Origin of the sequence: Candidatus Koribacter versatilis Ellin345 (assembly GCF_000014005.1) — a bacterium.
Taxonomy (GTDB): domain Bacteria; phylum Acidobacteriota; class Terriglobia; order Terriglobales; family Acidobacteriaceae; genus Korobacter; species Korobacter versatilis_A.
The window spans coordinates 4254499-4276866 of the sequence record NC_008009.1 but is presented as its reverse complement, the minus strand read 5'-3'; the positions used below and the strand labels follow the sequence as shown (position 1 = coordinate 4276866).

Here is a 22368-nt window from a genome sequence, read left to right as displayed (position 1 = left end):
AGAGGCAACTTGGGACAGGTGGAACTTGGCAAGTGATCAGCACAGCGCAGTGAAGTCGGTCCGTGTTCAACCCGCAAGCAATATTCTCGGCAGCGTTTCCTTCCCCGGCGACAAATCCATCTCGCACCGCTACGGCATGCTCGCCGCGCTCGCCGAAGGTACGTCGCGCTTCAAGAATTTCTCTACCGGCGCCGATTGCGCCAGCACGCTTTCCTGCATGGAACAGCTTGGTGCGAAGGTCACGCATAAAGACGACGGCGTGATCGAGGTTGAAGGCGTCGCCGGACAGTTGCGAAAGTCTGCAACTCAACTGGACTGCGGAAACTCCGGTTCCAGCATGCGCATGTTGTCTGGAATTCTGGCGGCGCAGCCCTTCGATAGCGAACTCATGGGCGATGCCTCGCTCTCTCGCCGTCCCATGCGCCGCATCGTAGACCCACTGAAGCAGATGGGCGGGGACATCGAAACCACCGACGGCCACGCCCCGCTGCGCGTTCGCGGCAGCAAACTTACGGCGATTGACTACATCACGCCGGTTCCCAGCGCGCAGGTGAAGTCGTGCGTGCTCTTCGCCGGCGCGTTCGCCGCCGGCATTACTTCGGTGGACGAAGCGATCCGCACCCGCGACCACGGCGAAATCGCGCTAAAAGCCTTCGGCGCCGAAGTAGAACGCCGCCAAAACCGCGTCAGCGTGCGCGGCGGGGCCAAGTTTCGCGCCATCGAAGCGGTTGTCCCCGGCGACATCTCTTCCGCCGCGTTCTTCCTCTGCGCGGCCGCGCTCTTCCCAACCTCGAACCTCGTCTTCGACGGCATCCTGCTCAATCCATCCCGCGCCGCGATCCTCGATGTCCTCGCTTCCATGGGCGCCAAGCCGAAGTTCCTCCAGGTGCAGGAGCAGCACGGCGAACTCGTGGGCACCATCACGCTGGCGCCGGCGGGCCTCTCTGGATTGAAAATTTCCGGTGGCCTCACGGCTTCGCTGATTGACGAACTGCCTGTGCTTGCCGCCATCGGTGCGTACACGCGTTATGGCATCGAGATCCGCGATGCAAAAGAGCTGCGCGTGAAAGAAAGCGATCGTATTGCAGTCGTCTGCGCGAACCTGCGCGCGATGGGCGCCGAGGTCGAAGAGTTCGACGACGGCCTGCGCGTGAAGGGAAGTCAGAAACTGCACGGCGCCGAGATCGAATCACACGAAGATCACCGCATAGCGATGGCTTTTGCGGTCGCCGCGCTGCGTGCCGAGGGCGAGACGGTCATCAACGGTGCCGACTGCGTTGCCATCTCGTACCCGGAGTTTTTCGACACGCTGAACAAGGTTGTGGAACGCTAACCACACATAAGTGTGCGCCCTCTGTCATCCTGAGCGAAGCAGCGCGCAGGCGCTGCGAAGTCGAAAGACCCTATTGCCACAAGGCAATCTCCCTCGCGCGAAAGAGTCACATTCCTCGGAAAAGCGCGTGAGGCTTGCCACCCACCCCTATCCCCGCTACTCTAGTCACCTGAGGTAACCCGATTGAAGGCTCTCATCACTGGCGGCGCCGGATTTATCGGATCTCATCTCGCGGAGAAGCTCCTCTCCCGCGGGGACGAAGTCCATATCATCGACGACCTCTCAACCGGGACCATCGCCAACATCCAGCACCTCAAGAGCAGTCCCCTCTTCCACTACCACATTGACACCATCACCAACCAGCGGCTGATGACCGAGCTGGTGGACCTCTGCGATATCACGTACCACCTCGCCGCTGCCGTCGGTGTGCGCCTCATTGTCGAAAGCCCGGTCCGCACCATGGAGACCAACATTCGGGGCACCGAGATCGTCCTGGCGCTTGCGGAGCGGAAGCGCAAACGCGTACTCATCACCTCGACCAGCGAGGTTTATGGCAAGCGGGAACACATTCCGTTCCGCGAAGACGACGACCTCATCATGGGGCCGACCAGCAAAGGCCGTTGGAGTTACGCCTGCTCCAAGGCGATCGACGAATTTCTCGCTATCGCTTATTGGAAAGAGAAGAAAGTTCCCACGGTGATCGTGCGCTTGTTCAACACCGTCGGCCCGCGCCAAACCGGCCGCTACGGCATGGTGATCCCGAACCTCGTAACCCAGGCGCTCACCGGTGAGGACATGACCGTCTTCGGCGACGGATTGCAGGCGCGCTGCTTCACCCACGTCAGTGATTCCGTGAACTCAATCGTGCAGATCGCCGCGCATCCTAATGCCAACGGCGAGGTCTACAACATCGGAACGCAGGAAGAGATTACGATTCTCGATCTCGCGCGCCGCATCAAGCTGCTCACCGACTCCGATTCCAAGATCGTCTTCGTGCCCTACGAGAAGGCCTACGAAGAGGGTTTCGAAGACATGATGCGCCGCGTCCCTGACCTGACGAAGGCCCATAAGCTGATCGGCTACCGCCCGCGGGTCGCGCTCGACGAGACGCTGCGCAGCATTATCGAAGACATTCGCCTTCGCCTGCTCTATCAGCGGACGCCGGAGCCCATCTCCACGTAAAATAGAAGCGTGGGATTCTTTCGTAATATCGGCACTACCCTCGAGATGATCAAGTGGGAGCACTCTGTGTTCGCGCTCCCGTTTGCGCTTTGCGGCGCCATGCTCGCCGCGCACGGCATCCCCAGTGGACGCCAGCTGCTCTGGATCATCGTTGCCATGGTCTCCGCGCGCAGCGCCGCAATGGCGTTCAACCGTTGGGTGGATGCCCGCATTGATGCGGCCAACCCGCGCACCAAGATGCGCGCCATTCCCGCCGGACTGCTGACGTCGAATTTTGTGCTGGTATTTACGCTGATCGCCGCGGCGATTTTCTTCGTTGCCGCCTCGCAGCTTAATGCGCTCTCGCTGATGCTGTCGCCGATCGTGCTCGTGGTGTTGCTCGGCTACTCGCTGACCAAGCGCTTCACGCGCTGGTCGCACGTAGTGTTGGGATTTGCACTCGGCATGGCCCCCGCAGGCGCATGGATCGCGGTCCGGGGCTCGCTGGACCCGCGCATCCTGCTACTTACCGCCGCCGTAACCTTCTGGACCGCCGGCTTCGACGTCCTTTACAGTTGCCAGGATTACGAACACGACGTCTCCGCCGGACTGCACTCCATCCCGCGCTATCTGGGCATTGCCAACGCTCTGATCGTGGCGCGAGTCTTCCACCTGCTCATGCTCACCATGCTCGCGTTGTTCATCTACGCCTTCCAGTTGGGAGGCATCGGCATCGCGGGCCTGGTCACGGTAGCCGCGCTCATCTTCTACGAACACACGCTGGTGAAACCCAACGACCTAAGCAAGCTCAACGCCGCGTTCTTCACGATGAACGGCGTGATCGCGATCCTGTTCTTCGTGTTCGTAGCGACGAAGGTTCTCCTGACCCACTGAACCTCTGTCATCCTGAGCGGAGTTTCGCGAAGCGAAACGGAGTCGAAGGACCCCTATCGCGCGACGAAAACTTAACCACTCCGTCATTTGGAGAAGAGACTGACTAGTCGCGTTTCCGAAACTCAGTCTTTTCGAGTACGTGGCCTTTAGGCCAAATGAGCCCGGAGTTCACGGCGAGGATTTCTACTTCCTCCATGTCTGCGCCGGTAGTAGCTGCCCAGCGTCGCCAGCGTGGCACCATCCAGGACCACCATACCCACGCCAATCCTGGACCGAGGAGGACCGACGCGAGCAAAATCCAGTTTTGTTTCAGTTTATTGGCGAGCAGCCAGGCTGCTCCCCAAGTTCCGAACATGATTAGCATGACGGGTAAAGTGACGATGCGCTTCCCCCGCGCAACCACTTCGTACGGAGCTAAAGGGATATCAGTATTCATTGGATTCAACGCGCGGCCCTCACACTCTTAGTTCAGCGGGTTCCCGCCAGCAAAGCAGTCCGTACCCTCGTTCGCACTCTTCACCACGCCGCTCTCGTCCGCGCAATACGTCCGGTGTCCCACGCCCTTCTGCATCGGCGTCGCCACGGCGTGGAAGCTCTTCGTGCCTTGGCATCCTGACAACTCGAACTTGTAGCTATAGCGCGTCCCCGCTTCCAGCGCCGGGTTGATGAGTTGCGCGCCGCTTTCATCCGCAGCTTTGCCGCTCAAACTCCCACCGAGGTCCGAGAGCTTGCACGTATAGCCCGTGCTTGGATACGACGCCGCGTAGGTCACTTCCGCTGTCACCAGCGTGCGCAGCGAACTCACGACGTTGAATTCGGAGGTCGTCCTCGGCGCTGCAGCGCCGCCGCTAGTTCCGGTGATCTCTGCCGCTCGCTTCGCTTGGTCCTGCATCTGCTTCGCAAGGAGCACCGCCACCGCCGGATCATCCAACTGCAGGCTCGCGCTGCCGCCGATTTTCGCCAGCCGCCACGTACCCTTCTCCAGCTTCATGTCCACCAGCAGCCGCGGAGTGAACGGCAGCGCCTCTTCCTTACCGTTCTTCGTGTACTTGATCCCGAACTCCATGGAATCGAGATCGCCGGTGAGGTCGTCGCGCTCGACGGTGATCTCCACTTTGGTTGCGTCTTTTTTGTCGTCGATAATCGCCAGCGTCGGCCCCGAATCGAACAACTGCAGGAAGCCCGGGTTGATCGCCATGATCATCGAAGGAACCATCATCTGCCGACGTTGCATCTCGCGAACGTTGGGCGGCAACTTCGCCATTTCGGCCAGCATGACTTCCGGTGTGTGCTTATCAATTTGATCCGCGGAAGTAGCTTTGATCATTTCCAGCAATGCCTGGCGAGGCGTCTGCGGAGTTTGGGCGAGAACGAACGAAGAGCAGAGAACAAACAGCAGCAAGCGGCGCATTTTGCCTCCGAAGCCCATGTTTGTAGCACGGCTGGTTCGCCTCGGAAAGAGAACCTTGGTTCGTTTCCGTAACTTGACGCTCAACCTAGCTGTCCGCCGTGTCCAAAGTCGAACACCTCATTTTTCGTAAGTGTATGGAACTGCGGGGGCTTTGGTGGCGTATCAATTGCACAGAAAGCTCCGAGGACTCCCTATGTCTACGCTCGCACAAGACATTCGCTACGCTCTCCGGCAGATGCGGCTCTCGCCCGGCTTCACGGTCACGGCGATCCTCACCCTGGCTATCGGCATTGGCGCCACCACGGCCATCTTCACCTTGATCAACGAGATCATGCTGAAGTCGTTGCCGGTCGCTGAGCCCGCGCAGCTCTATCGCATTGGCGATACCAACGAGTGCTGCAACGAGGGCTGGGAAGACGATGACTGGAGCCTCTTCTCGCACCAACTCGTCCGGCGTTTCGCGGAAGCCACGCCGGAGTTCGAGGAAGTCACTGCGTTCCAGGCCTCGCCGGAGACGGAAGGCGTTCGCAGCAGCGTGAAGGACCAGGTCGCTCGCCCGATGAAGATGGAATTCATCGACGGCCACTACTTCCACGTCCTCGGCATCAACCCGTTCGCGGGCCGCGTGATTCAGCTCTCCGACGACCAGCGCGGCGTCGCGCCCGTCGCGGTCATGAACTACGCAACCTGGCAGCAGACCTACGGCTCCGATCCGTCGCTGATCGGCTCGACCTTTGTGATTGAAGGTCATCCCGTCACGCTGGTCGGTATCGCGCCTCCCGGCTTTTACGGCGACACTCTGCGCAGCCGCCCTCCCGATTTCTGGTTCCCGATCCAGCAGGAGCTCCTGATTGACGGTCCCGACGGCCGCATCAAGGACGAGCAGCAACAATGGCTCTATGCCATCGGGCGGCTAAAGCCCGGCGCCAGCGTGCAAGGCCTCGATGCGCGACTCACGACGGTGCTCCAGCACTGGCTCAGCGATGAAGATCCGATCCCAGCGGTCTTCCGCACCATGGCCCTCACCACCGTTCCGCACAAGTTCATCAAGATGTCGCCGGCCGGCTCCGGCATTGCCTCGATGAAGAGCAACTACAGCACGAACCTGCGGATCCTGTTGCTCGTCTGCCTGACGGTGTTGCTCATCGCCTGCGCCAACATCGCGAATTTGCTGCTCGCGCGCAGCACCGCGCGCCGCGGACACACTGCGATGCGCATGGCACTCGGCGCCACTCGCACACGCTTGATACGCCAGCAACTCACTGAAGCCGTAACCCTCGCGGTTTGCGGCGGACTGCTCGGCACTCTCGTTGCCTTCGGTGGCGCACGTCTCATGCTCGCGTTGGCGTTTCCGCAAGCAAAGGCCAGCCCCATCAGCGCGACACCATCGTGGCCGGTGCTTGGTTTTGCGTTTGCTTTATCCCTGCTGACGGGAATCATCTTCGGCGTGGTGCCGGCGTGGTTCTCCAGTCACTCCGACCCGGCAGAAGCCCTGCGCGGCGCCAACCGCTCGACGAAAGATCACGCCACTCTGCCGCAGAAACTGCTGGTCATCGCCCAGGCCGCGATGTCACTTGGCCTGCTCGCGTGCGCTGGACTGCTCACCCAAAGCCTGCTCAATCTTCAACGCCAGGACTTCGGCTTCGTTCCCGAAAACCGCGTGATTGTCAGCATGAATCCGCCGTCGCCGACGCACACGGTGCCGCAGCTGACATCGCTTTATCGTTCGCTGCAAGACCGGCTCTCGCAAATCCCAGGCGTACAGGGCGTCAGCTTCGCGCTCTATTCGCCGATGGAGGGGAACAACTGGGGCGAGTTGGTCGCCGTGGAAGGCCGCGGTGAGCCCAAGGCGAACATGGAAGACGCCGCCTCCTGGGACCGCGTCAGTTCTAATTACCTGCCGACGATCGGCCAGCAGATCCTGCGCGGCCGCAACTTCCAGAGCAGCGATTCCGGCGGACATCCCGTAGCTATCATCAACGAAGCCTTCGCGAAGACTTTCTTCCCCGGTGAAGACCCGATGGGCAAGCACTTCGGCATGGATGCCGCGAAGTTTGCCTCGATGTACGAGATCGTCGGTATTGCGCGCAATGCCAAGTACGGCGATCCTTCGGAGCCAGCGCGGCCGTTCTTCTACGTCTCGCTTGAGCAGAGCGAGCATGCTGACGATCCACTGATGCAGATGATGGTCGTTCGCTCGCACTTCATGCAGAGCATCCAGCTTCTGGTCGGCGGCAACGTTGAAAACATTGAACCGCAGATCCGCCGCGCGGTCGCCGAAATCGATCCCACGATCACGCTCATCAGCGTGCAGACCATGCACGAGCAGGTCGCGTCGAACTTTAACCAGGAGCGCATGGTCGCGAACCTCGCCGGCATCTTCGGCGGAATCGCGCTGCTGCTCGCGGCTATCGGCCTCTACGGAATGACCGCGTATAGCGTGGTTCGACGCACCGCGGAAATCGGCGTCCGCATGGCGCTCGGCGCGAACCGCCTGAACATTGTGCAGATGGTGCTGCGGGGCGCGTTCGTGCAAGTTGCGATCGGACTGGTCCTCGGTATTCCGCTGGCGATGTTCGCTGGGCACTTCATGGCCTCGAAGCTTTTCCAGGTGCGCGCCTACGATCCTCTGGTCCTCGGCGGATCCATAGTCGCCCTCGCCCTGTGTGCCGCGATCGCGAGCATCTTGCCCGCACGCCGGGCGGCATCGACGGAACCGATGAAAGCTCTCCGCACGGAATAACTGTAGCCATGACAAAGGGCGCTCTTCGCGAGCGCCCTCTTTTTTGTCTCTGAAACTCTGGGTGCCCCATCCTTATCGCGCCTATGTTGCGCGATAGGGTGGGGATTTTCTACTTGTCGTAATGCAGCAGCGAATACACGTCGTAATCCTTCAACCGCTCGCGCCCATTCAAAAAGTCCAACTCGATCACGAACGCGATGCCGCAAATCTCTCCGCCAAGTTGCTTCACCAGCTCGGTCGCGGCGACTGCGGTTCCGCCGGTCGCGAGTAGGTCATCCACAACCAACACGCGCTGCGCCTTCTGGATTGCGTCTTTGTGGATCTCGAGCGTGTCTTCGCCGTACTCCAGTTTGTAGGTGTGCTTCACGGTTTCGCCGGGAAGTTTGCGCGGCTTGCGGATCGGAATAAATCCGGCGTTCAGCCGATACGCCACCGCCGGCCCAAAGATAAATCCGCGCGCTTCCATGCCGACGACAAGGTCAATATTCTTGTTGAGGAAGTGCTCGGTGATGCCGTCAATCGTGCGCGCCAACCCAACCGGTTCTTTGATTAGCGTGGTGATGTCGTAGAAGAGTATGCCCGGCTTCGGATAATCCGGAATCTCGCGAACGTAAGCTTTCAGGGAGTCGTGGCAGGGGCCAGTCGTGCTCTCGGACATTTACCAGGTTCCTTCAATGCGGAATGATTTCAGGTTCGTCTCGGGTGCAGCGTCTTCCACTTCCACGTTGTCGACGCGCGACGCCCGCGGTCCCTTCTTCAACTCGACATACAAATCATGCAGCTTCTGTCGCGGCCCGCTGGCCAGCACTTCCACGCGGCCGTCAGCACGATTGCGCACCCAGCCCGCGAGCCCCAGTTGCACCGCCGCATGTTCCACAAACCAGCGAAACCCCACGCCCTGCACCCGTCCGGTGACAAGATAGCGCCGAGTTTCATTGGTCTCTGTCATTGAAGCTTCGCGGCCAGCCGGCACAGTCGCCTCGTTCTCCACAACTCTCTCCTGTCATCCTGAGGAGCAAAGCAACGAAGGATCTGCTGTTCTTCAGGGTTGAGCGAACTACGCCCGGCCCAGGTACGCGCCTTCGCTCGTATCCACGCGAATTTTGTCGCCTTCATTGATGAAGGGCGGCACGTACACCACCAGCCCGGTTTCCGTCTTAGCCGGTTTGGCGACGCTGCTTGCCGTTGCCGACTTCAATCCCGGCTCGGTCTCGACAACGGTGAGTTCCACCGTCTGCGGCAGGCCAACGCCTACCGGCTTGCCATCGAAGAACTCCACCGAGATCTGGATATTCGGGGTCAGGTAATCTGCCGCATCGCCGAGAACGTCATGGTTCAGGTAAAGCTGTTCGTAGTTCTCGGTATTCATGAAGACGTAAGCGTCGCCCTCCTGGTAGAGGTACTCCATCTTCTCTTCGTCCACGGTGATCTTGTCGATCGGGTCGCCGGAGCGGAAGCGGTGCTCGAACATGGCGCCGGTACGCAGGTTGCGGAGCTTTGCCTGAATGAACGCGCGCAGGTTGCCCGGGGTGCGGTGCTCGACCGAGAACACGGAATGCAGGTCGTTGTTGTGCTTAATTACCATGCCGGGACGCATTTGGGTGGCTGGAATGGCCATGAAAACTCGTACTCCTAACGATAAGTTCTGTGTTTGTGCAGGCCTGCGCGAGAAACTCTGGCGCGCTGCAGAGAGGAATGCCAAACACTCTATTCTACCGTCTGGCCCTGTATTTGGGAACGGGGCACAGGGCAACGCCGCCCGCGCTTATCCTGTCTAACTCTTTAAGCACGGATTCGAGGTCCACTTGAACGATTCCACCGGAAATTCGCAGTCGAACATCGACAAGCAGCCGAAAGACAAACAGGGCATCAGCAATCGGAACCTCGGCCAAACGCAGAGGCGCCTTGCCAAGGTCCTGCCGTTCCGCGAACGTGCAGATAAAAAAGAAACGGACCGTAAAACCAAATAGAATCCTCCAGACCTGAAAAGGAGATACTCCGTGAACGAAGCAAGACACCGCGGCATCGGCAACGAATCGGCCAGCTCCGGCAGTGGAGCCGGCCTCGGCATCAGCCTGCTTCTCATCGGTCTCGGCATTGGCGCCGTAACCGCGCTGCTGCTCGCCCCAGACTCCGGTCGCAAGACGCGTAAGCGCCTGCGCCGCCGCTATGAAGACGCCAAAGACATGCTCGGCGATTTGCAGGACCAGGCCGAAGACGCGTATGAGCGCGGGTCCGATTGGGCAGAAGAAAAGCGCAAAGTAATGAACAAGCGCGTGAAGCCCATCCGTAAAAGCATCTTCGGATAGCCGCTGAATTACGAAACTGCGAGAGCCCGCACGACGCGGGCTTTCCTCATTCCTCGCGCAACAGCATCATCGGGTCTACCGACAGCGAGCGCTGCGCCGGAATCCACGTCGCAATCATCCCAAGCAACGCCATCGCCACCACGACGAGCGTCAGAGTCAGCGGGTCGTGCGAGTTCGCCTCAAAGAACACAAATGCCAGAACCTTGCTCGCGAGGATCCCCAGCACCAGTCCCGCCGCCGATCCGAAACACATCAGCTTGAACGCGCGCCCCAGCGCTGCGAACACGAGTTCCTGCCGTCGGGCGCCCAGCGCCAGTCGGATTCCCAATTCCCGCAGCCGCTTGCTTACCGAGTACGCGGCCATGCCGAAGACGCCGGTCACCGCGAGCATCGACCCCAGCGTTCCCAGCACGCACAGCGCAAGCGTCGCCATCCGCGGTGCGAACAGGCTTGCATCGAGTTCCTTGTACCAGGTCTCGGTAAAGACCGGCAGCTCGCTGTCAATCTCGCGTAGCTTGGCGCGGATTGCCGACTGCACTTCCAGCGCGTCGCGGTCCGAGTGCACGATGATGACAGTCTTCGGCGCGGGCGACTGCTGCGTTGGGCGAAACACCCCCGGCTGCCATGGCTCGGTCAGGTTTTCGTATTTTCCGTTCTGTATCACGCCGACGACTTGAATCAATGCGCCGTCATTGAACTTGAAGTGGCCTCCAATGGCCTTGTCGATCGAGCCGAACACGCGTTCGGCGAATTGGCGATTCACAATCGCGGCTTGAGGCGCATTCTTGTCGTCCGCCCAGGTAAAGTCGCGACCGGCGAACATTACGGTTCCCGCTGCTTTCAAATAGCCGGGCGTCACATTCATCAGCGTGGCTTTGAACATCTCTTTTCCCGGACGCAAATCGGCTTCGTTCTCGGCAAAGATGCGCTCGTACGGTGGCGTGTCGCCGAGTGGTACCGAGTCAATCGAGCCTGCGGCCTGCACGCCGGGGATGGTCATCAGCGCGTCGATCATTTTCTTCTGCGTTGCCGGAACGGCGTCGCCTTTATAACCGGCCATGTTGAGGTCGAGTTCAGCCATCACCCGGTGCTGCGGTTCGAAGCCGAAATCGGCATGCAGCGACCGCTCCAAGCCGCGCAGCGCCACCAACGATGAAGTCACCAGCACCCCGCAGATCGCGATCTGTACCACCACCAGAACGTCGCGCATCGTAATGCGACGCTTCGATCCTTGCGCAGTCCCGGCCTTGATCACGCCGTAGGGATCGGTTTGCAGCACCTGCCGCACCGGCACCGCGCCAAAGATGAAGCCGGCCGCGAGCGCGATCAGCAGGGACACGATGTACACCCTCGCGTCGGGATCCACGGTGACTTGAAGCGGCCAGCGATCGAAGGGCTGCCAGCGCGTGAGCCCGCGCAGCAGGAAGATGCTCGCAGTGACGCCGAGCGTGCCGCCGGCGAGCGAAATCAGTACCGCTTCGGTGAAGAGCGAGCGCAGCAGGCGTCGCCGCGATGAGCCTAACGCGAGCCGTAGCGCCATCTCGCGCGAGCGGTCGGAAGCCCGTGCCGAAAACAAGCTTCCGAGGTTCGCGCACGACGCCAACAGGATCAACGCCGCCAGCAGACTGAGCCCGGTGAGGAACGCGTGCACCGGACGCCCGAGATAATCGCCATAAAAATTCGGACGTCCTAAGTCAAACTTCATCTCGCCGACGTCGGCCGGGAAGGCCTGGTGCAGGTAGGCGCCAATCGTGTTTAGATCCGCGGCGGCCTGCGCCTTGGTGATGCCCGATTTCAGGTGGCCGATCACCATGAACGTCGCCGACTTACCGCGCGCGTTCATCGTGTTCTGGCCTTCAATCTGTTCCTGCTGCACGAAGGGCACGAAGATATCGGGATTGAAAAACATCAGCACGCCGCGGAAGTTCGGCTGTGCCACGCCGATCACGGTGTAGGCGTGCTTGTTCAAGCGGACCTTTCGGCCGATGACGGTGCGGTCGTCCTGGAATTGCGTGTGCCAGAAGGAGTAGCTCAGCACGACGTACGGCGCGCTGTTGGGACCACGCTCGTCGCGATCGTGGAAGTACTCGCCCAAGTATGGCTTCATCTGCAGCGCGTCGAAATAATTGCCGGTCGCCAGAATTACCCACGACGGACGCGCCTTACCGCCCGTATCGAAGGCAGCGGTGGCGATGTCGTACGCAGCCAGGTCTTCGAAGGTGCGATTTCTATCGCGTAGGTCCTGATAGTTGAGATAGGAATAGCCGCCCGCAACCTTGTCGGCGCGAAGCACCTGGTAAAGGCTCTCCGGGTTCGGCACATTCAGCGGCTTGATCAGAAACGCGTTCGTGACGCTGAACACCACCGCGTTGGCGCCGATCGCAAGCGCCAGGGTCATCACCGCGGCGATGGTGAAGCCCGGCGACTTGCGCAGCACACGCACGCTGTAACGCAGGTCCTGGAGCAATACGTCGAAGAAGTTTCCGCCCATGGCGACGTGCGATTCTTCGCGCACCCGTTCGCGGCTGCCGAACTCGATCCGCGCCCGCCGTTCTGCTTCCGCGCGCGACATTCCCGAGCGCTCCAGATCGTCGGCACGCATCTCGACGTGCGAGCGCAATTCAAGTTCGAGTTCCTCGCCTACTTCCTCGCGATGGAAGAACTTCGCATAGACCGATCTCAGATAAGCGGTGAACTTCATACTTCCTCCGGACGCGCTGCCAGCGCAGCCGACATCGCCGCCGCCAGCTTCTTCCAGTCGCTCGTCTCTTCCACCAGCCGCTTGCGGCCGCCGGCAGTGAGCTCATAAAACTTCGCCTTACGATTGTTTTCCGAAGTGCCCCAAGTCGACTTCAGCAATCCCTGGCGCACCAGGCGGAAGAGCGCGGGATAGAGCGCACCCTGCTCCACCAGCAACGCATCGGCGGTGATTTGCGCAATGCGCAGCAGTACTCCGTAGCCGTGCAGAGGCCCGAGTGAGACTGCTTTCAAGATCAGCAAATCGAGTGTGCCGGGAAGCAGTTGCGCCTGGTCGCCCATATCTCTCCTAAACGGATTAGGAGATTATGACGGCTCTCCTAAGCTGTCAAGGGGAAGGGACGAATGCGGGACGAGTTGCGCGCGGGATTATTTCGCCTGCAGTTGTTGGAGGCGCTGCTGCACCGATTGTTCCTCGGGGTGATAGCGCAGCTCTTCTTGCGATTCGGCGATGGCGCCCGCCCGGTCACCGCGCTGTTCGAGCACCACTGATAAAGCCAAGTGCGCGCCGGTGGCCGAGGGGTCTATCGTTATCGCCTGGCGCAGGTCCGACTCCGCTTCCGCAGTCGCGCCTAGCTTGAGGTGAGTCACGCCAAGATATAGCCAGGAATGGGCATCGGAGGCGTTCAACAGCACTGCTTTCGAGAGATACTTCTCCGCCTGCTCCAGCGCGCCTGCCTGGTAGAGCGTATAGCCAAGGTTCGCGTTAGCGCGAGCATTGCTCGGATCGCGTTTCAGTACTTCGAGGAACATTGGCACCGCGACCTGGTAGGCGCCCGACTCCCCGAGCGACGAGGCGAGGTTGTTCAGTACGCGCACGTTGTGCGGAGCTACCTTGAAGCAATGCCCCCAGAGCGAAAGATCATCGCGCCAGTTGCCGTTCGTCATTGTCGTTCCGAGGCTCAGGGCAAGCGTGATGGCCGCTACTACCAGCACCTGCGGGAGCGGCGCGAACGACTTTCCATCTTTGACGCCCCTGATTGAAGTTATAGCCATCGCCGCAAGCATCGCGACACCCGCCATCGACAGGTACAAATAGCGGTCGTGCACGAAGTCGTCCGGATTGAACAAGCGGATATACAGAGGCGGCGACAGCGCCAGCAGCGCCAGAACAAGCGCGAACAGGCCTTCACGTCGCTGTTTACTTCTCCGCAGCCACATGAACAGACCCGCCGCGATCAGCGCCAGAACCAGCAGCGGAAGCAGTACGCGCTGCGCGCTGAAACTCTGCACCGGCGCGCGGTTGTAGAAGAGACTCAAATTCACCGGCCAGACCGTCAGCCGCGCATAGAAGAGCAGAAGTCCCGGCAGTGTGAGCAGCACGGTTGCCAGCGATATCTCCGCGAATATTGGCCCATGCAACACCACACTGCGCGCGGCCATGTAGGCGGCAGCGACAAGCACGAAGGGCACGGTATCTCTCGCAGCCGCGAGAAACCGCTTGCCCCAACCAGCTTCGGCGGGGCTAAAGAGCGCTGCGTATGCGAAGATCACCGCGGGCAGTGTGATCGCGATCTCCTTCGTAAGCGTAGCTGTCAGCGCCAGCAGCACCGAGACGGCGAGCGCAACCGGCGAATGCTGTTCGCGCCAACGCAAATAGCTCAATATCGCGCCGAGATAGAAAATCGACATGAGCGGATCCACCGATCCGCAGACCCATGCGACGTTTTCCACGTGGACTGGATGAACCGCGAAGATTAAAGCCGCAATCGCCGCCTGCCAGGGGCTTCGCAAAAGCCGCAACGCCAAGCGATAGACGAGCAGCGTTGCCACCACGTGCGCCAGTACCGTGGTCAGGTGCCATCCCCACGGCTGGAAACCGAAGAGGGTGTGGTTCAGGCGCAGCCAGGTTATGAAAACCGGACGATAGTAACTGGCGGGCTGGCTCGAGACTTGGGCCCAAACGTGGGAGGTGAAATCGTGCAGGAACCATCGCCACGACTGGATGTACGGGTTCTCGAGAATCACCACGCGGTCGTCGTAGACGAAGCCGTACCGCAAGGTCGGGGCAAACAGCAGGGCGACGAAGCCCGCCAGCATCGCCTCAATTCCCCAGCGCTTCCACAAACGCGGCGCTGTTTGGGGCAAGTTCGACGGCGAAGCCGGCGCGGATTCCATCCGCCCATGGTATCTTCCGCGGCTTTGCAATGTCAGTAGCGACTCGGTGACGGAGCCCCTCGACCCTCAGCGCGCGGCCGACGATCTTTCGACTGGCGGCCCTCCAAGGCCTTATCGGCAGCTCCGCAATCGGGTTTTGACAAAACCGTACGTATCGTTAAACTTCTGCTAACCGGGAGATTGCGCCCGGGAATACCGCATCGCTACTCGAATCGATCGTGTAGTTCGCATCCGGTGGGGAGCTCTTGCATTGAAGTGGGGTCAGCGATACGTGTACCTGGCGGTTGCCACCCTCCTGTTCTCCCCCGTTTTTCTGCGCGCCCAACTCACGACCGACGACCACGTGCTGGGTTTCGAGTTCTGGCCCACCAAAGAGATTGCTTCGCAAAAAGACATTGTCGGCAGCCAGGTTTGTGCCAGTTGTCATGCCGACAAAGCCAACACGCAGAAGATCACGCCGATGGGAGAAACTTCCGTCCACGCCGTGGACGCCTCCCCCCTCCGCGATCATCCCGCACTGACGTTTAAGGGTGGCGCCGCCACGTACGAGATCCACACCGACGGGACCCACGCAACCTTTAGCGCCACCGTCAATGGGCAGTCCAAGTCCGCAGACCTGCTATGGGCCTTCGGCAACGGTCACCTGGGACAGTCTTATCTTTTCAAGAAAGAGGACGGCTATTACTACGAAGCGCGAGCGTCGTACTTCGAGGTACTGAAATCGCTGAGTTGGACGCCGTCCCGCGAACTGACGCGGCCCGAGTCGGCAGACGAGGCAATGGGACGCCGCATTCCCGATACCGAGTTGAAGAAGTGTTTCGGTTGCCATACCACGGGATCGAACGTCGCCGGACGTCTCACCGAGACCAACGTGAAGTCTGGCGTGAGTTGCGAAGCCTGCCACGGACCTGGGGCCTCGCATGCGGCGGAAGCTGCGGTGGCCATGTCGGCAGGAACGCCGGATGCCGCGCGCGGCGGCATTCTCAATCCCGGCAAGCTTTCACCCAGTGATTCCGTGGATTTCTGCGGTGCCTGCCACATTTCCTATTGGGACCTGACGCTGCAGCGCGGGCGCGGAATCGCCACATTAAAGGCGCAGCCCTTCCGCCTGGAGCAGAGTAAGTGCTGGCAAAAGGGCGATGCTCGCCTGACCTGTACGGCCTGCCACGATCCCCACAAGCCGCTGGTCACGGAAGCCAAATCTTACGACCACAACTGCCTGCAGTGTCACGTGCTGATGGGCCAGAAACCCACGGCCGAGCAAATCGGTAAAGCCTGTCCCAAGTCCACCAGCGACTGCGCTACCTGCCACATGCAGAAGATCGAATTGCCCGACTTCCATCATACTTTCACCGATCACCGGATTCGGATCGCCAAAGCCGGAGAGCCGTTCCCGGATTAATCCCTTAGGCCTATCGTCATGCGGGACATGACACGACGGTAACCTCGGTTGCCACGAAGTTGTTGCCTGCCGGAAAGTGGCGGTGAATAATCAAACCAATATTTATGTTCCAACCCCGGGTGTTCCCTAAATGTTGAATCGCGTTCCAGCGCGAAGTCGTTTTGCTTCGTGGTTTTCCGGGCAATACTGGTGGCGCGTTCCAGTTGCCACCATTGTCCTACTACAAGTTATAACGCTGATTGCGTTGCACTTGGTGGGCCGGGAAATCATCGTCGAGAACTGCCTCGACTTCGGGCTCTCTTCGATCGCAATCGTCGTTGCCTGGCAGGCGTCGCGGCGCTCTCGCGGCCTCACCCGTGTCGCGTGGATGACGTTGTCGCTCTGCTGCTCGTTTTTCGCTCTATCGCTCGCGATCGGCATCGGCGCGGAAGTGCTGCCTTACACCAGGGCGCTTACCGAACTCTCCGACGAGATCAGCGTTTTCTGGCTGGCGCCACTCAGCTTCACGCTTTTCCTCGAACCTGATTTCGAGTTCCGCGGCTTCGATCCCATCCACGTCCTCGACTTCATCCAGCTCGTGATCTTCTGGGTCGCGGTCTTCTTCATGTTTCTGTTCCTCCCCATGCATGTCTTCGTCGGCCAGACGCCTCATTCCTGGCTGCAAGCTACCTGGGGCGGAACCTTGGTCTACGACCTCTCGATGACCATGCTGTTCAGCCTGCGCGCCATGCTCACGCGCTCACGGTCCACACGCCGCTTCTTCTGGCGTTTTTCGCTCTTTCTGGTTGTCGGATGCCTTGCCGATCTTTACGCCAACTACAACAAGCTGCCGTCGGCTACGTGGTTCCAACTCGTCTGGACCGCTCTCAATATCGCTCCTATCGTCCTCGCAGGCACGTGGACTGAGGACGAAACCGACTGGATTGACGCGAAGAGCAAGGCGGGACGCGTGCTAGGGGACCAACTCTTCCCGGTGATGACCGCTTTCCTCGTGCTCATTCTCTCCATGGTCATCGTCCGCGAGCGCCTTGGCTTCGCCGTGATGATGGTTTCGATTTCGTTCGTCTGCTCCAGCCTGCGCATGGTGGTGGTGCAGCAGCGCGAACTGCGCATCGCCGCTGATCTACAGGCGGAGATCGCAGAGCGTCGTCGCGCTGAACAATTGCTGCGCGAAAACGAAGAACACCTCGAGGAACAAGTCGCCAACCGCACCAGCGAACTGAGCGAGGCCAACTCGCAACTACGCTCCGAGATTATCGAGCGCCAGCGACTGGAAGAACAGTTGCGCCAGACGCAAAAGATGGAAGCGATCGGCACACTCTCCGGCGGCATCGCGCACGACTTCAACAACCTGCTGACGGTGATTCGCGGTTATGCACGCATGGTGCTCGATCGCGTCGGGAACGATCCTGAGCTTCGCACCGACGTTGAGCAGATTGACGAAGCCGGCGCCCGCGCCGCCGCGCTCACCAGCCAGTTGCTGGCCTTCAGCCGTCGTCAGATGCTGCAGCCGCGCACCATCAACCTCAACGGTCTCGTTCGCGATCTGCAGAAGATGCTGCAGCGCCTCATCGGCGAGCACATCGAGCTCACTACGCGTGCGGGCGAAGGACTCGGCGCGGTGAAGGCCGATCCCGGACAGATCGAGCAGGTCATCCTGAATCTCGTCGTAAATGCGCGCGACGCCATGCCCCGGGGCGGATCGCTGGTGCTGGAAACGCGAAACGTCCAGGTGGACGAAGCGTTCGCGCGCGAGCACGTGGACCTTACGCCCGGCGATTACGTGATGCTCGCGGTGCACGATACCGGCGTGGGCATGGACGACGCTACCAAGGTGCACATCTTCGAACCGTTCTTCACCACCAAGGAACGCGCCCGCGGCACCGGCCTCGGCCTCTCGATGGTTTATGGCATCGTCAAGCAGAGCGGTGGAAGCATTGTGGTGGAGAGCCAGCTCGCGAAGGGTTCGAGCTTCAAGATTTTCCTGCCGCGGATCCAGGCGCGTACCGAAGTCGAGACGGGCTTGCATCCCGTCGCCGTGGGGAAGGGTTCGGAAATCGTGTTGCTCGTGGAAGACGACGAGCAGGTGCGCAACCTGACGCTCACCATGCTGCGCCGCTTTGGCTATACCGTGTACGTGGCCGAGAACGGCACCGAAGCCTTGAAATTTAACGAAACTCATAGCGGCGAAATCAATTTGCTGCTCACGGACGTGGTGATGCCCGGCGCCAGCGGTCCTGAAATCGCGGTCAAAATTTCGGCCAGCCGGCCAGGCATCAAGGTGCTCTACATGTCCGGTTACACTGACGACGCAATCGGCACCCACGGCATTCTCGAAGAGGGCATTTCACTACTGCAAAAACCATTTACCCCCGCGGCGCTCGGCGAGCGCGTACGCGAGGTGTTGGACGCCGTTCCGGTCAAAGCCTGATCGAACTGCAATTCAGCCAATACTGATTCGAACGAGAGATTGAAGCGGAGACAGAGGCCTTGCTGCCTCCGCTTCGACTGCGGACCGTCGTCCGCAAACTCTCGTTGCGCGGTATTTTATGTGCGCAAGCTTGCCCCCGCCTCCGGCGGTTTGGTTTGGGCCTCTTGCGCCCGATTTTCAAAGATCTTCCGGCCGCCCCTTCGGGCGGTGACCTCATTTGAGGCCAGAGACACTTTCGGCTCAGTGGGCCCTGGGCTTGTCGCCTGGGCCTACTGAGCCTCATTTAGCACTCTAGCAATGGATCGCAAGGAGAGTCTGTGATGGCGGTCACGGTTGTTTGTGAGAGTCCCGGGCAAGACCAGAATTTTTCCGCGCCTTGGACGTCGACGGCCACCACTGGCTATACTCCCGCCGCGCGACCGATCGCGATCCGGAGGAGTGGGGAGCGATCGTAAAGTGCTAAGAACCAACGCCGGCAGCGCTCTTCTAAGGTAATTTCTGCCCTTTAGTTGATTGACAAGAAAACCCGAACAGAGGGAGAATCAGGCACTTTCTGCCGGTGCCCCCCCACTTCGCGCCGGTTGTGCCTATTCGTTTGACCCCTTGTGTTCCCCACAATTCGAATCGATTGAGGAGACTCCGATGTTCGTCCCGACGCGTCAAAACTCCCTGCTGCCGTGGAAGTGCCTGCTATTTGCCGGTTTTGCGGCATGGCTTGCTTCCATGAGTGCATTTGCACAAACCAAACCTTCTGCGGTCACAATCACGAAGCCGGCAACGTCCGCGACTATGTTGTCCGAGTTGCCCGCCAGCGAGAAGGCGATTCTTGCCCAAGCTCCCGAAAACTTTTACGAGTTTGGCGCGGCCAAGTTGGGCGAAGTCACCGGTCCGCAGCGGTTCACCGTGCAGTTCGCGCAAACTGCAACCATCACGAAGATCACTTCGTCCGCCGATTTCAAGGTGGAAAGCGACAGCACCTGCGGGGAAGGACGAACTTATAGCGCAGGCACCGATTGCATCCTGATGGTGCGGTTTGTGCCGCAGGGCCCCGGCCACCGAGCAGGGAAATTGCAGGTGAGCCATAGTGCAAGCGTGCTGCCGATGGGCTTTGGAATTGGCGGTTACGGCTACGCGCCGGTGATCAGCTTCGTACCGTCGATCATCACGACGGTTCCGGCGACAGTTTCGGCGGGCGTCGGCCTGCTGAACGGCGCCCAGAATCTTGCACTGGCCGGCGATACGCTGCTGATTGCGGACACTGGCAATGGGAAGGTCCTCTCGATCGATTCGACTGGAACGTCGAAAGCTCTCGCCACCGGTTATACCGGCGTGTACGGAGTCGCACAGGATACCTTCGGGCAGATTTACTACGATGTGCCGTCCACCGGCAAGATGTACGAGATCTACGACTACGGCCCGGTCGTTCAAGTCAGCGGGACGGGCACCATCGCTTGTCCCGCTTCGACTCCATGCACTCTCAGTTCCGAGGCGCTGGGGACTCCGGGCGCAATGTCCATCGATCCGTACAATCACCTGTTTTTCGTTGACAGCCATCAAGGCGCGGCTTTTTCCACGGTTCAGCCCATACCCGCGAACCTGATCTTCCTCTACGATCCATTTCCGTACCAGCAAAGCCCGTCGGCGACGATGGCCGTGGATTCCAGCGACAATCTTTACTCGCTCTGGGCAAACGGTAGCGTCTGCGAAATCGCGCAGCAGTCGTTGTACAACGCGGAGAACAATTTCGTATCGTTCATCAAGGTCGCCGGTGGACACACGTGCGGCTTCGCAGGTGATAATGGCCAAGCCACCAATGCTGAGATCGGCAACAAGATCGGGCAGATTGCTTTCGATGCTGCCGGGAACCTGTACTTCACCGATAAGGCGAACAATCGCGTGCGCCGCATTGACTACACCAGCGGCATCATCCGCACGATTGCCGGCAATGGCATTGCGGGGTATATCGGCGATACCGCCGGAGCGACAACCGCTGAGTTGGCCAACCCGACTGGCGTAGGCGTTGATTCGGAGGGGCAGGTGTTCATCATTGCGGGGGACGCGGCCAGCAGCACAACGCAAGTTGTGCGTCGAGTGACCACGTTCGGCAAACTGGTGCTGCCGACGACGAAGAACGGCGTGAAGAGCGCTGCTTCGACGGTCCTGGTTTCGAATACCGGCAACTCTGCGATGCAACTCACAAACGCCAAGTTCACGGGGACGAATCCCAACGACTTCGCGGTCGATCCCAACACCACGACCTGCTTGCTGACACCGGGCAGCGTGCTCGCCGCGGGGCAGAGTTGCCAGGTCGGCTTCATCTTCCAGCCGACCGGAACAGGTTCACGCTCGGCGTACTTCAACCTGCTCAGCAACACGTTACTGGGCATCAACAACGTGACGCTCAGCGGCGCGGCGACCACGGCCCCGGCGATCCGGTTCACCGCGCCGACGAGCGCCAGCTTGCTTCTGGCCAATGCAAAAGTCGGCATGAAAGTCAGTGTGACGTCGGATGCTTCCACGGCTCCGACCGGCACGGTGACTTTCAAGGTTGACGGTAAGCAGATCGGAGGGACGGTTGCACTGGCCGGCGGAAGCGCTTCTGCGTTGCAGACCAGTTTGTCTGCGGGATCGCACACGCTCTCGGTGTCGTACAGTGGCGACCGGTACACAGCCTCGGGTACGGTGAGTGAGACGGTCACGGTAAAAACCGCGGCGACGTCCAACTAAGCCGTCAGCCGCGCGTCTCTATCGAACAAGACAATTGCCGGGTGGGAGACCATCCGGCAATTTCGTTCAATGGATGAGAAATTCGAATTGCACCGCAGTCAGCGGCACCACCGAAAGGCGCGATTGCCGGACCAGTGGTGATTCTGTAAAACGGCGATCAGCCTTCACAACTTCGAGTGTCTTCGGGTTCGCAATCGCTTTGCCCGCTTTGATCTTCACTAGCGGCTTCTTCGGATCGGCTGCGTCTACAGAGAGGACAGTCGCCGTGCCAACGGCGGTCCGTTCGTCGCCGGTGTGGTAGATGACGAGTTCGTCACCCTTTTTCATTTCGCGCAGGTGCTTCACCGCCGTCGGATTGCTCACACCATCCCAAGTAGTTTCCTTGTCGCGCTGCAGGTCGGCAAAGGAGTAAGTGCCGGGCTCGGTTTTGAGGAGATAAGGCATCTGGAGAAGTTATGACGGGTGGAGGGAAAGCGTCAAGGTGATGGACCAGCCGTCCTCGACAGATCGTAAAATAATCAGCCATTCGACCGAGGAACGCATGATCCGGATTGCACTCGTACTCCTGCTGCTGTTCAGCAACTGTGTGGCTCAAACGAACACCAAGGCTCCGACGCCCGCGGCGCTCGATCAGCGGCTGACCGCATTCGTTAGCTCCTTTGACGATCTCGATTGGCAGAGGTTCCGCCCATTCTTCGCCGACGATGCCACAGTGTTCCACCCCGCTGCGCCCAACCTGAAACGCACCGACAGCCGCGAGTCGTTTGAGCAAGCATGGCTAGGCGTCTTCGAGCGCATCCGCAAAAACTCCCGGAAGAGCGCGCCGCCGTATATGCAGTTACAGCCGAAGGACCTGCGCATCCAGTATCTCGACAAGGATGTAGCGCTGGTTACATTCCATCTCGATGATGGTGAAGTGTTCGGCCGACGGACGATGGTATGGCAGCGCCAGGCCGGAGAATGGAGAATCGTCCACATCCACGCCTCGAATTTCAACGAGCGATGACAGTCTAGAGCCGGCGCGCAGCGTCGACCGCCCCCCGAAACCCTCGTCACAGCAGCGCGTGTCTTACATCACTGCG

General features: G+C 60.1%; 19 protein-coding genes. 10 read left to right on the top strand and 9 right to left on the bottom strand.

Going from position 1 to position 22368, the window contains the following annotated elements; translation table 11 throughout:
- Positions 1 to 49 precede the first annotated feature (49 nt).
- The 3 genes from aroA (at position 50) to ACID345_RS18685 (ending at position 3388) form a co-directional block, all read left to right on the top strand.
- The gene (aroA, locus tag ACID345_RS18695) at positions 50 to 1333 is read left to right on the top strand and encodes a 3-phosphoshikimate 1-carboxyvinyltransferase (protein ID WP_041856917.1); all 1284 of its coding nucleotides are present in this window, start codon (positions 50 to 52) and stop codon (positions 1331 to 1333) included.
- A 183-nt stretch (positions 1334 to 1516) separates the two neighbouring features.
- Entirely contained in the window at positions 1517 to 2515 is a 999-nt protein-coding gene (locus ACID345_RS18690) for a GDP-mannose 4,6-dehydratase (protein WP_011524413.1), read from the top strand.
- A 9-nt stretch (positions 2516 to 2524) separates the two neighbouring features.
- Positions 2525 to 3388, top strand: a complete 864-nt coding sequence (locus ACID345_RS18685) for a UbiA-like polyprenyltransferase (protein ID WP_011524412.1) — start codon at positions 2525 to 2527, stop codon at positions 3386 to 3388.
- A gap of 103 nt (positions 3389 to 3491) precedes the next feature.
- Here the strand turns inward: ACID345_RS18685 and ACID345_RS18680 are convergent, their stop codons facing one another.
- Positions 3492 to 3824, bottom strand: coding sequence for a hypothetical protein (locus tag ACID345_RS18680; protein WP_041855873.1), 333 nt, complete (start codon positions 3822 to 3824; stop codon positions 3492 to 3494).
- 27 nt (positions 3825 to 3851) lie between these two features.
- Entirely contained in the window at positions 3852 to 4799 is a 948-nt protein-coding gene (locus ACID345_RS25795; RefSeq protein WP_011524410.1) for a hypothetical protein, read from the bottom strand.
- Between the two features lie 193 nt (positions 4800 to 4992).
- On the opposite strand from ACID345_RS25795, the gene ACID345_RS18670 reads away from it, so the two are divergent.
- On the top strand, positions 4993 to 7542 hold the full coding sequence (locus ACID345_RS18670) for an ABC transporter permease (RefSeq protein ID WP_011524409.1): 2550 nt from the start codon (positions 4993 to 4995) through the stop codon (positions 7540 to 7542).
- Between the two features lie 109 nt (positions 7543 to 7651).
- Here ACID345_RS18670 and ACID345_RS18665 read toward each other — a convergent pair whose 3' ends face one another.
- The 3 genes from ACID345_RS18665 to efp form a co-directional block, all read right to left on the bottom strand.
- Positions 7652 to 8200 carry an adenine phosphoribosyltransferase gene (locus ACID345_RS18665; protein ID WP_011524408.1) on the bottom strand — a complete coding sequence of 183 codons (549 nt, stop codon included), beginning with the start codon at positions 8198 to 8200 and terminating at the stop codon, positions 7652 to 7654.
- Positions 8201 to 8491, bottom strand: a complete 291-nt coding sequence (locus ACID345_RS18660; RefSeq protein WP_041856915.1) for an acylphosphatase — start codon at positions 8489 to 8491, stop codon at positions 8201 to 8203.
- A gap of 108 nt (positions 8492 to 8599) precedes the next feature.
- Complete coding sequence (efp, locus tag ACID345_RS18655) at positions 8600 to 9160, bottom strand: elongation factor P (RefSeq protein ID WP_011524406.1); 561 nt, start codon at positions 9158 to 9160, stop codon at positions 8600 to 8602.
- A gap of 187 nt (positions 9161 to 9347) precedes the next feature.
- Here efp and ACID345_RS27030 point away from each other — a divergent pair, with 187 nt between their 5' ends.
- Positions 9348 to 9512, top strand: a complete 165-nt coding sequence (locus ACID345_RS27030) for a hypothetical protein (protein WP_187148856.1) — start codon at positions 9348 to 9350, stop codon at positions 9510 to 9512.
- A 30-nt stretch (positions 9513 to 9542) separates the two neighbouring features.
- The gene (locus tag ACID345_RS18650) at positions 9543 to 9851 is read left to right on the top strand and encodes a YtxH domain-containing protein (RefSeq protein ID WP_011524405.1); all 309 of its coding nucleotides are present in this window, start codon (positions 9543 to 9545) and stop codon (positions 9849 to 9851) included.
- Positions 9852 to 9897: 46 nt separating this feature from the next.
- Here ACID345_RS18650 and ACID345_RS18645 read toward each other — a convergent pair whose 3' ends face one another.
- The 3 genes from ACID345_RS18645 to ACID345_RS18635 all read right to left on the bottom strand — a co-directional run bounded on the left by ACID345_RS18645 (position 9898) and on the right by ACID345_RS18635 (position 14726).
- Complete coding sequence (locus ACID345_RS18645; RefSeq protein ID WP_011524404.1) at positions 9898 to 12552, bottom strand: ABC transporter permease; 2655 nt, start codon at positions 12550 to 12552, stop codon at positions 9898 to 9900.
- Positions 12549 to 12890 carry a PadR family transcriptional regulator gene (locus ACID345_RS18640; protein WP_011524403.1) on the bottom strand — a complete coding sequence of 114 codons (342 nt, stop codon included), beginning with the start codon at positions 12888 to 12890 and terminating at the stop codon, positions 12549 to 12551. Before ACID345_RS18640 ends, ACID345_RS18645 begins: the two co-directional genes overlap by 4 nt.
- A gap of 87 nt (positions 12891 to 12977) precedes the next feature.
- The gene (locus tag ACID345_RS18635) at positions 12978 to 14726 is read right to left on the bottom strand and encodes a tetratricopeptide repeat protein (protein ID WP_041855872.1); all 1749 of its coding nucleotides are present in this window, start codon (positions 14724 to 14726) and stop codon (positions 12978 to 12980) included.
- Positions 14727 to 14976: 250 nt separating this feature from the next.
- On the opposite strand from ACID345_RS18635, the gene ACID345_RS18630 reads away from it, so the two are divergent.
- The 3 genes from ACID345_RS18630 (at position 14977) to ACID345_RS25785 (ending at position 21286) form a co-directional block, all read left to right on the top strand.
- Positions 14977 to 16128, top strand: a complete 1152-nt coding sequence (locus ACID345_RS18630; RefSeq protein WP_011524401.1) for a multiheme c-type cytochrome — start codon at positions 14977 to 14979, stop codon at positions 16126 to 16128.
- A 130-nt stretch (positions 16129 to 16258) separates the two neighbouring features.
- Positions 16259 to 18559 carry a hybrid sensor histidine kinase/response regulator gene (locus tag ACID345_RS25790; protein WP_011524400.1) on the top strand — a complete coding sequence of 767 codons (2301 nt, stop codon included), beginning with the start codon at positions 16259 to 16261 and terminating at the stop codon, positions 18557 to 18559.
- Between the two features lie 642 nt (positions 18560 to 19201).
- Positions 19202 to 21286 (top strand): choice-of-anchor D domain-containing protein, encoded by a 2085-nt coding sequence (locus ACID345_RS25785; RefSeq protein ID WP_011524399.1) that lies wholly within the window; start codon positions 19202 to 19204, stop codon positions 21284 to 21286.
- A 66-nt stretch (positions 21287 to 21352) separates the two neighbouring features.
- On the opposite strand, the gene ACID345_RS18615 is transcribed toward ACID345_RS25785, so the two are convergent.
- Positions 21353 to 21730: an EVE domain-containing protein gene (locus ACID345_RS18615; RefSeq protein ID WP_011524398.1), complete on the bottom strand. Its 378-nt coding sequence runs from the start codon at positions 21728 to 21730 to the stop codon at positions 21353 to 21355.
- A 97-nt stretch (positions 21731 to 21827) separates the two neighbouring features.
- On the opposite strand from ACID345_RS18615, the gene ACID345_RS18610 reads away from it, so the two are divergent.
- A complete protein-coding gene (locus ACID345_RS18610) occupies positions 21828 to 22292 on the top strand; it encodes a YybH family protein (RefSeq protein ID WP_011524397.1) in 465 nt (154 codons plus the stop codon).
- Positions 22293 to 22368 lie beyond the last annotated feature (76 nt).